Here is an 8918-nt window from a genome sequence, read left to right as displayed (position 1 = left end):
TTCGTCCCTGCGTTGAGGGGCGCAGTGCACAGAGGGGACTTCGTTTTTTGGGGTTTTGGTGCTGTTTCTCTTCCCCCCCCCCCCCCCCTCCCCCCCCCCCCCCCCCCCCCACCACCGGGGCGGCCGGACTCAGCCGGTGGCCTTCTCGATCCGCTCCTCCGTGGCCTTCCAGGCCGCGTCGGGGCTCTTGTTCTGCGACTCGATGAGGGTCAGCCCCTGCGAGAAGATGTCCTTGATCGTGCCGTCCTTGCGCCCGAGGACCTGCTTGTCGGGGATCTCCTGGGCGGCTTCGCCGAAGATCTTGCCGATGGGGGCGTCGCTGAAGTACTCGCTCTTCGCCTCGGCGACGGCGGGGGCCTTGAGGGCCTCCTGCGAGGAGGGGAAGTTGCCGAGCTTCTTGAAGACGAACTCCTGCTGCTCGGGTGCGGTCAGCCAGGCGACCAGCTTCTTCGCCTCCTCCTTCACCGGGCTGTTCTCGACGACGCCCAGGAACGAGCCGCCCCAGTTGGCGCCCTTGGGCGCCTTGGCGACGTCCCACTTGCCCTTGTTCGCCGGACCGGCCTTCTCACTGATGTGGCCGAGCATCCAGGCCGGGCAGACCGCCGTCGCGAAGGTGCCGTTGGCCAGGCCCGGGTCCCAGCCGGGCTGGAACTGCCGCAGCTTCGCGGTGAGTCCGGTGCGGCCTGCCTCCGAGGCGAGCTTCCAGGCGTCCGTGACGGCCGGGTTGTCCTTGTAGATCAGCTCGCCGGACTCGTTGTAGAACTGCTCGGAGTTGCCGTAGATCATGGCGTTGAACAGGCCGCTGGCGCTGTCCATGAAGGCGACCTTGTCCTTCTTGTTGCCCTTCTTGAAGTCCTTGCCGGCCTCGACGTACTTCGACCAGTCCCCCTCCCACAGCTTCGCGACCTCTTCGCGGTCGGTCGGCAGACCCGCCTGCTCGAACAGGTCCTTGCGGTAGCAGACGGCCATGGGCCCGATGTCGGTGCCGAAGCCGATGACCTTGTCGTCCTTGGCCGTGACCTGGCTGAGCTTCCACGGGAGGAAGTGGTCGGCGCCGGGGACGTCGGACAGATCGGCGAACTTGCCGGCCTGGGTGTCGGACATCTCCTTGGCGCGCAGGACCTCTATGCCCTGGATGTCCTTGAGGCCGCTGCCGGCCGCGAGGTGCGTCTGCAGGGCGGTGTAGTACGTCTGCTCGTCGCCCGCCACCTCCGCCTCGATGCGGACGTCCGGGTTCTCCTTCATGTACCGGTCGAGGAGGCCGGTCTCCTTGTATCCCATGACGCCGAACAGGCCCATGGTGATGGTGGTCTTGCCGTCCTTGACGCCACCGCCGGTCCCTCCCCCGCCGTCTCCGCCGCCGCTGCATCCGACGACCAGGCCGAGCGCGGCCACGGTCGAAACGCTAGCCACAACCTTTGTACGCAACAGCTTGTGAGCCCTGCTCATGTAGCCCTCCCAGTGGCGGCGCCGACGCACCGGAGTACATGCCGGTCAGTCCGCTCTGTGGCCTCGAATGGTGAAGTGGGTACGTTCCCACTGGCGAGGTGGGAACGTACCCACCAAGTTCCCGAAGACTGGCCGCCGCGCATACCCTCTGTCAAGAACTTGAATCGACTTCGTTGCGGACAGATGTCCGACGACAATCCGCCGACGCCCGCGCCCGCCGGTCGCCTTCTGGCACAATGCGCTGGTGAACGGCGCCCGGACGTCGTTCTACGAGGAGGAAGCCATGGGGGGAAGGCAGCGCCCGACCATCAAAACCGTGGCCGCACGAGCCGGCGTGGGGCGTACCACCGTTTCACGTGTCATCAACGGCTCGACGCTTGTCAGCGACGAGGCCCGCGCCGCCGTCCTGGCCGCGATCGCCGAACTCAACTACGTGCCCAACTCCGTGGCCCGCGGTCTCGTCACCAGCCGGACCAACTCCGTCGCGCTGGTGATCCCCGAGTCCGAGAGCCGGCTGGGCTCGGAACCGTACTTCTCGGCCGTCATCCGCGGCGTCAGCACCGCGCTGGCCGAGACGCGGACCCAGCTCCAGCTGGTGCTCGTACGGGACAAGGGCGAGCAGGACCAGCTGACCGACTCGGTGGCCGAGCGGCGGGTCGACGGCGTCCTGCTCGTCTCGGTGCACGAGCGCGATCCACTGCCCGGCCTGCTGGAGGACATGGGGCTGCCGACCGTGCTCGCCGGCCGCCGCTCCCCCGCCGAGCACCTGAGCCACGTCCACTCCGACAACCTCGGCGGCGCGTCGGCGGCCGTCCGCCACCTGATCGCCCGGGGCCGCACGGAGATCGCCACGATCACCGGCCCGCTGGACATGGACGTGGGCCGCACCCGGCTGCAGGGGTGGCGCGACGCGCTGTCGGAAGCGGGCCGTGCCGCGGACGAACGGCTCGTGGTCGCGGGGGACTTCACCGAGACCGGGGGCGAGCACGCCATGCGTTCGCTTCTTGAAGCCGCGCCCGCACTGGACGCCGTCTTCGTGGCGTCCGACGTCATGGCCGCGGGCGCGATGACGGAGCTGCGCCGACAGGGGCGGCGTGTCCCGGAAGACGTGGCCGTGGTCGGATTCGACGACTCGTTCTTCGCCCGTCACACCGACCCGCCCCTGACGAGCGTGCGCCAGCCGATCGAGGAGATCGGCACCACGATCGCCAGGGTGCTGCTGCGCGAGATCGCCGATCCCCAGGCGCCGCGGCAGCACATCGTGCTCCCGACCTCACTGGTGGTGCGCGGCTCCTCCTGACCCTGTCCGACCTGCCGGTTTCCCGATCCGATGTGTGAGAAGCGCCTGACGAGGAAGGCGATCGGGACAGCCGACGAAGGAGAGTCAGTGAGCGATCGCAAGAACATATTCATACTGGGCCTGGACGAGTCCAACCTGCCGACCCTGCGCGCGGTGCCGAACGTGGAGGACTACGCGTTCCACCCGCTGCTCACCATCGAGGAGCTGCAGCACGGCGAGGTGTCCGTCGCGGAGCTGTTCGAGAAGGCGCAGAAGGTGCTGGACGCCTTCGACGGCAGCATCGACGCGATCGTCGGTTACTGGGACTTCCCCGTGAGCACCCTCGTGCCGATGCTCAGCGAGCGCTACGGCACCCGCAGCACCGGCCTGGAGTCCGTAGTCAAGTGCGAGCACAAGTACTGGAGCCGGCTCGAACAGCAGAAGGTCGTCGACGAGCATCCGCGTTTCGGGCGGGTGGACCTGGAGGCGGACGACCCGCGTCCGCCGGAGGGCATGAGCTTCCCCATGTGGCTGAAGCCCGCTCTGTCGTACTCGTCGGAGCTGGCCTTCGGCGTCAAGGACGATCAGGAGTTCCGGGAGGCGGTCGAGGCGATCCGCAAGGGTGTGGCCCGGGTGGGCCGCCCCTTCGAGTACATCCTCGACCGGCTCGACCTGCCGCAGGAGATGGCCGGGGTAGGCGGCCAGGTGTGCCTGGCCGAGGAGGCGCTCTCCGGCATCCAGGTCGCGGTGGAGGGGTACGTCCACGACGGTGAGGTCACCGTGTACGGCGTCCTCGACTCGATCAACTACCCGGACTCCTCAAGCTTCCTGCGCCACCAGTACCCCTCGGCGCTGCCCGGGCCGGTGATCCGCCGGCTGCACGACGTGTCGGCACGTGTGATGCGGCAGATCGGCATGGAGGCGGCGACGTTCAGCATCGAGTACTTCTACGACCCGCACACCGACGCGATCAACCTGCTGGAGATCAACCCGCGGCACTCGCAGTCGCACGCCGAGCTGTTCGAGTACGTCGACGGCGTCCCGAACCACCACTGCATGATCAGTCTCGCCCTGGGCCGCGACCCCGCGCTTCCGCACCGGGCGGGCCCGTACGAGGTGGCCGCCAAGTGGTACTACCGCTGGTTCGCGGACGGTGCCGCGCGCCGGGTGCCGACGCCCGAGGACATCGCGCGGATCGAGCGGGAGATCCCCGGCGTACGGATCGACGTGGTGCCGGAGGAGGGGCAGCGCCTCTCGGAGACGCCGCAGCAGGACAGCTACAGCTACGAACTGGCCCACATCTTCACGGGCGGGAACAGCGAGAAGGAGCTGCGGGAGAAGTACGACCGCTGTGTGGCGGCGCTCGGCCTGGCCTTCGACGAGACCACTCCGGGCGGGCGCGACCAGAAGAACGTCTGAGGACCCGAGGGAAGGAGCGGCCCAGCCGTATGCGTTTCGTGAGCAACCTGCCGCACGCGACGAAGGAAGAAGAGCACGTCGTCGTCCCCATGTCCGACGGCACCCGCCTGTCCGCCCGGATCTGGCGCCCGGTCTCCTCGGACGAGGAGCCCGTGCCGGCGGTGCTGGAGTACATCCCGTACCGCAAGCGGGACCTGACGGCGGTGCGCGACTCGATCAACCACCCCTACATCGCCGGTCACGGCTACGCGTGCGTGCGCGTGGACCTGCGCGGCACGGGCGACTCCGAGGGCGTGCTGGCCGACGAGTACCTGGAGCGGGAGCAGGCCGACGCCGAGGAGGTCCTCGCCTGGCTGGCCGAGCAGCCCTGGTGCGACGGCAGCACCGGCATGATGGGAATCTCCTGGGGGGCGTTCGCCGCCCTGCAGACGGCGGCCCGGCAGCCGCCGAGTCTGCGCGCCGTCGTCATCGCGTCCTTCACGGACGACCGGTACGCCGACGACATGCACTACATGGGCGGCGCGATGCTGTCGGACAACCTCGCCGAGGCGGGGACCATGTTCGCGTACGCGACGTGTCCGCCGGACCCGGCGGTGGTCGGTGACCGCTGGCGCGACATGTGGCACGAGCGGATGGAGAACACCCGACCGTGGGTCCTGGAGTGGCTGCGCCACCAGCGTCGCGACGACTACTGGCGGCACGCCTCGGTCTGCGAGGACTACACGGCCGTACGCTGTCCTGTGCTGGCGTCCAGCGGGTGGGCCGACGGCTACTCCAACGCCGTGACGCGGCTGCTGGGGAACCTCGACGTGCCGCGCAAGGGACTGATCGGCCCCTGGTCGCACAAGTTCCCGCACCTGGGCGAGCCGGGACCGGCCATCGGCTACCTCCAGGAGGTCGTCCGGTGGTGGGACCACTGGCTGAAGGGCGCCGACAACGGCGTCATGGACGGGCCCATGCTGCAGACGTGGATGCAGGAGAGCGTGCCGCCCTCGACGTCGTACGAGGAGCGGCCCGGCCGGTGGGTCGGCGAGCCGCAGTGGCCCTCGCCGCACATCCGGTCCGTCGCGCATCCGCTGCTGCGGCACCGCATCGCCGTACCGCCGGAGGACGGGGAGCCCGCCGAGAGCGGCGGCGAGCCGATGACCGTCCAGTCACCGCTGTCCGTCGGTCAGTTCGCCGGCAAGTGGGCGTCGTACAACGCGCCGCCGGACCTGCCGTACGACCAGCGCGAGGAGGACGGCGGGTCCCTGGTCTTCGACACCGAGGAGCTGAGCGAACCGGTCGAGATCCTGGGCTCCCCGACGGTCGAACTCGACCTGTCCGTCAGCGAACCGGTGGCCACGGTCGCCGCCCGCCTCTCCGACGTGGCGCCCGACGGCCGGGCCACCCGGGTCACGTACGGCGTGCTGAACCTGACGCACCGCGACGCCACCGGTGAGCCCGAGCCGCTGGAGCCGGGCCGGCGCTACCGCGCCACCGTGCAGCTCAACGGCGTGGCCCAGGTCTTCCCGCCCGGCCACCGCATCCGGCTCTCCCTGTCCACGTCGTACTGGCCGCTCGCCTGGCCGCCGCCCCGGCCCGTCCTGCTGAGCGTCCACGAGGGGTCGAGCACCCTGACGCTGCCGGTGCGCCCGGTGGAGGAGCCGGACGAGCTGCCCCAGCGCCCCTTCGGCGAGCCGGAGGGCGCCCCGCCGATCACCACCACCCGGTTGTCGGCACCCGAGCAGCGCTGGGAGGTCAAGCGCGATCTGATCGGGTACGAGTCCGCGCTGGAGATCGTGAAGGACCGGGGCACCGTGCGCATCGACGACATCGGCCTCGATGTCGGCTGCCGCGCGTACGAGCGCTACACGGCCACCGCCGACGACTTCACGTCGGTCGGCGGCGAGGCGGCCTGGACCATGCGGTTCCGGCGGGACGACTGGGACGTGCGGGTGGAGACACGTACGGAACTGCGGTGCAGCGAGAGCGAGTTCTTCGTCGACGCGACGCTCGACGGGTACGAGGGCGACCGGCGGGTCTTCTCCCGCACCTGGAACGAGACCCTGCCGCGGGACTTGCTCTGACCGGTCCCCCCTCGGGGTGACGTCCACCGGATCGAGCCACGCAGCGTAGCTGAGACGCTACGCTGCGTGGCGTCGTGTTGGACGCAATATCCCGAGGGGACCTTGAGTGAACCGGATCCGCACCGTACTCGCCGCGCTCGGCCTCACCGCCGCGACGGCGCTCGCGCCCGCCGCGAGCGCCGCTCCGCAGCCACCGCCCCCCGAGGAGCGGCGGACCGCCGGGGCGTCACGCCCCGAGCCGTGCACCGGCTCCTTCCAGGGCGACGCGCGGCTCGGCCCCCAGTGGCTGCCCTCGCAGCACGAAGCGCCGGTGGGACCGCTGTTGCGGGGCTACCAGCGCACGGGGGGCCTGTCGCCGTCGGCCTTCCTCAAGGAGTTCTGGGAGGGGCCCGCCGACTCGGGCGGCTGGAAGTACCCGCCCAACGACGGGTTCGCCGAGGTCAACGGCAAGGTCGACAAAGCGCCCGCGGAACTGCGGGAGGGCCAGCGGCTGGACCGCTTCGGTTCCGAGTACGGGTCCTATCTGGCGCCCGCCGGTGATCCGTACGCGCGGCGCGCGCTGCCGCCGCAGAATCTCAACACCCGCGAGCCGTCCGTACCGTGCGACTACCGCGTCTACGAGGTCACCAAGCCGTTCCGGGTGTGGCAGGGCGGCATCGCGCCGTGGTTCGGGCAGCCGGGCGGCGGGCAGCAGATCAAGCTCGACCCGGTGTTCCTGGATCCGGGCCAGGGGCAGCGGCTGAACGTGAAGTGGCTGCTGGAGCACGACTACCTGGAACCGGCCGGCGCGTAGCCTCGCCCCATGGACCGCCACGAACTGCTGGCCGCCCTCGGCGCGGCGGGAGTGCCCGACGACTACTTCCGCATCGAGGGCGTCCACGAACCGGCTCCCACACCCCCCGACTTCCTGTGGCTGAGGAAGAGCCGGGAGGCGGACGGGGCGTGGGAGACCGGTGCGTACGAACGCGGCGCCTACGAGACCCTGTCCCGGCACACGAGCGAGGCCGACGCCTGCGAGCATCTGCTGCGCCTGCTGACCTGAGCCGCCCGCCGGCGGCCGGCGCCCGGCCACCTCACTCCCATTCCACCGTGAGGGTCGCCGACGCCCCAGACTTCACGAACACGTACGCCGTGGCGGCCGGCGCGGCGGCCAGGCGCAGGCGCACTTGGGTGGTCCCGGTGGTGTTCACCGCCGTGAAGTCGGTCGACGTCCGGGTTCCGGAGGCGAACCGGCCGATCTCCGCGACGCCGGACGCCGAGGCGGCGGCGCTCCAGTCGTCGGCGCCCGTCGCGCAACCGGCCCCGAAGCAGCCGGACACGACGTCCAGCACCATACGGTTCCCGGCCGCCCAGGGGTCACCGCTGCCCGTGGCGTACGTGACGCTCACGTAGGCGCGTTTCACCGTGGCCCCGTCCGGGACGGACGAGGTGTCGAAGGAGAGCAGGGCCCGGTTGTGCTGCCCGTCCGAGCCCCTGCCCACCGCCACGCCGTAGGTGGACTCCAGTGTGCCGACGGCCGCTCCGCCGCCGGTCGCCGAGGCCTTCACGTACCCGTCGTCCGCCGCCCGGCTGGGCAGCACCACCGTGTGGCCGCTGCCGGGCGGGGGTGTGCCGCTGTCGTCGAGACCCCAGAACCGCCCGATGCGGTACGAGGCGCACAGGTTGACGTCGAGGATGTACGGGCCGGCGGCGCCGCACTGCTCCGCACCGGCGCCGGGGTCGACCGGCTGGCCGTGGCCCATGCCGGTGATCGCGTACGTCTCGACGACCGCGCGTCCGGCGCCGTCGCGGTACACGGCGTGCGGGTAACCGGCGACGGTGTCGGTGGTGTCGGCCGCGGCGTCGACGCCGTGGACGTCGGTCCACTGCTCCACGGTCTCCCGCAGGTTCGCGGGGACAACGGTGGTGTCGCTCGTTCCCTGCCAGACCGAGAGGGTCGGCCACGGCCCGGTGTAACCCGGGTGGGCGGCGCGGACCTTGCCGCCCCACGCCGACGGTGAGAGGTCGGTGCCGGGACTCATGCAGGTGTAGGCGGCCGCGACGGACGTCGCGCAGGCGTACGGGAGGCCGGCGACCGGCGCTCCGGAGGCGAAGACGTCGGGGTACGCGGCGAGCATGACGTTGGTCATGGCCCCGCCCGCGGAGAGCCCGGTGGCGTGCACGCGGGCGGGGTCGCTGCCGAGGTCCGCCTTCATCCGGTCCGTCATCTGCTTGACCGACAGCGCCTCACCGGAGCCGCGCCGGATGTCGGCCGCCTCGAACCAGTTGAAGCAGGAGTTGAGGTTGTTGGACGACTGCTGCTGCGGCAGCAGGAGCGCGAAGCCCCACCGGTCGGCCATGGCCGTCCAGCCGGTCTCCGCGTCGAACGCGACGGCCGACTGCGTGCAGCCGTGCATCGCCACGACCAGGGGCCGGCCGGGCGGCAGCCCGTCGGGCACGTACCGGAACATCCGCAGCCCGCCAGGGTTGGTGCCGAAGCCGGTGACCTCGGTGAGCGAGGCGGCCCGCGCGGCGGGCGCGAAGGCGGTCCAGCCGGTACCGAGCAGCGCGGCGAGCAGCGCGAGCAGCACGGCGACGGCCGGCAGTCTCCTGTCCGTACGGGGCTTCGCACGAGGTGGACTTGTATACATGGCGGCTCCTTCAGCGGGTCTCCCCGTCCGTCCGGGAATCGGACTGTAGGGCCGTCCGTACGCGAGGCAGGA

The 8918-nt window shown here is 70.7% G+C and carries 7 protein-coding genes; 5 read left to right on the top strand and 2 right to left on the bottom strand.

Translation table 11 applies throughout. The annotated features are described in order from the left end of the window. Nucleotides 1–129: 129 nt before the first annotated feature. The gene (locus AC07FK_RS11755; protein ID WP_479104701.1) at nucleotides 130–1449 is read right to left on the bottom strand and encodes an ABC transporter substrate-binding protein; all 1320 of its coding nucleotides are present in this window, start codon (nucleotides 1447–1449) and stop codon (nucleotides 130–132) included. A gap of 283 nt (nucleotides 1450–1732) precedes the next feature. Here AC07FK_RS11755 and AC07FK_RS11750 point away from each other — a divergent pair, with 283 nt between their 5' ends. The 5 genes from AC07FK_RS11750 (at nucleotide 1733) to AC07FK_RS11730 (ending at nucleotide 7258) form a co-directional block, all read left to right on the top strand. Beyond that, a complete protein-coding gene (locus AC07FK_RS11750; RefSeq protein WP_479104965.1) occupies nucleotides 1733–2749 on the top strand; it encodes a LacI family DNA-binding transcriptional regulator in 1017 nt (338 codons plus the stop codon). Nucleotides 2750–2836: 87 nt separating this feature from the next. Then, nucleotides 2837–4147 carry an ATP-grasp domain-containing protein gene (locus tag AC07FK_RS11745; RefSeq protein ID WP_479104700.1) on the top strand — a complete coding sequence of 437 codons (1311 nt, stop codon included), beginning with the start codon at nucleotides 2837–2839 and terminating at the stop codon, nucleotides 4145–4147. 29 nt (nucleotides 4148–4176) lie between these two features. Further along, nucleotides 4177–6216 carry a CocE/NonD family hydrolase gene (locus AC07FK_RS11740; protein ID WP_479104699.1) on the top strand — a complete coding sequence of 680 codons (2040 nt, stop codon included), beginning with the start codon at nucleotides 4177–4179 and terminating at the stop codon, nucleotides 6214–6216. A 106-nt stretch (nucleotides 6217–6322) separates the two neighbouring features. Next, nucleotides 6323–7009, top strand: coding sequence for a TNT domain-containing protein (locus tag AC07FK_RS11735; protein WP_479104698.1), 687 nt, complete (start codon nucleotides 6323–6325; stop codon nucleotides 7007–7009). Between the two features lie 9 nt (nucleotides 7010–7018). Next, nucleotides 7019–7258 carry a hypothetical protein gene (locus AC07FK_RS11730; protein WP_479104697.1) on the top strand — a complete coding sequence of 80 codons (240 nt, stop codon included), beginning with the start codon at nucleotides 7019–7021 and terminating at the stop codon, nucleotides 7256–7258. Between the two features lie 31 nt (nucleotides 7259–7289). On the opposite strand, the gene AC07FK_RS11725 is transcribed toward AC07FK_RS11730, so the two are convergent. Then, a complete protein-coding gene (locus tag AC07FK_RS11725) occupies nucleotides 7290–8846 on the bottom strand; it encodes an extracellular catalytic domain type 1 short-chain-length polyhydroxyalkanoate depolymerase (RefSeq protein WP_479104696.1) in 1557 nt (518 codons plus the stop codon). Nucleotides 8847–8918: the final 72 nt, after the last annotated feature.

Source organism: Streptomyces sp. NPDC046122 (assembly GCF_056429965.1).
This window is presented reverse-complemented; position numbering and strand designations above follow the sequence as displayed.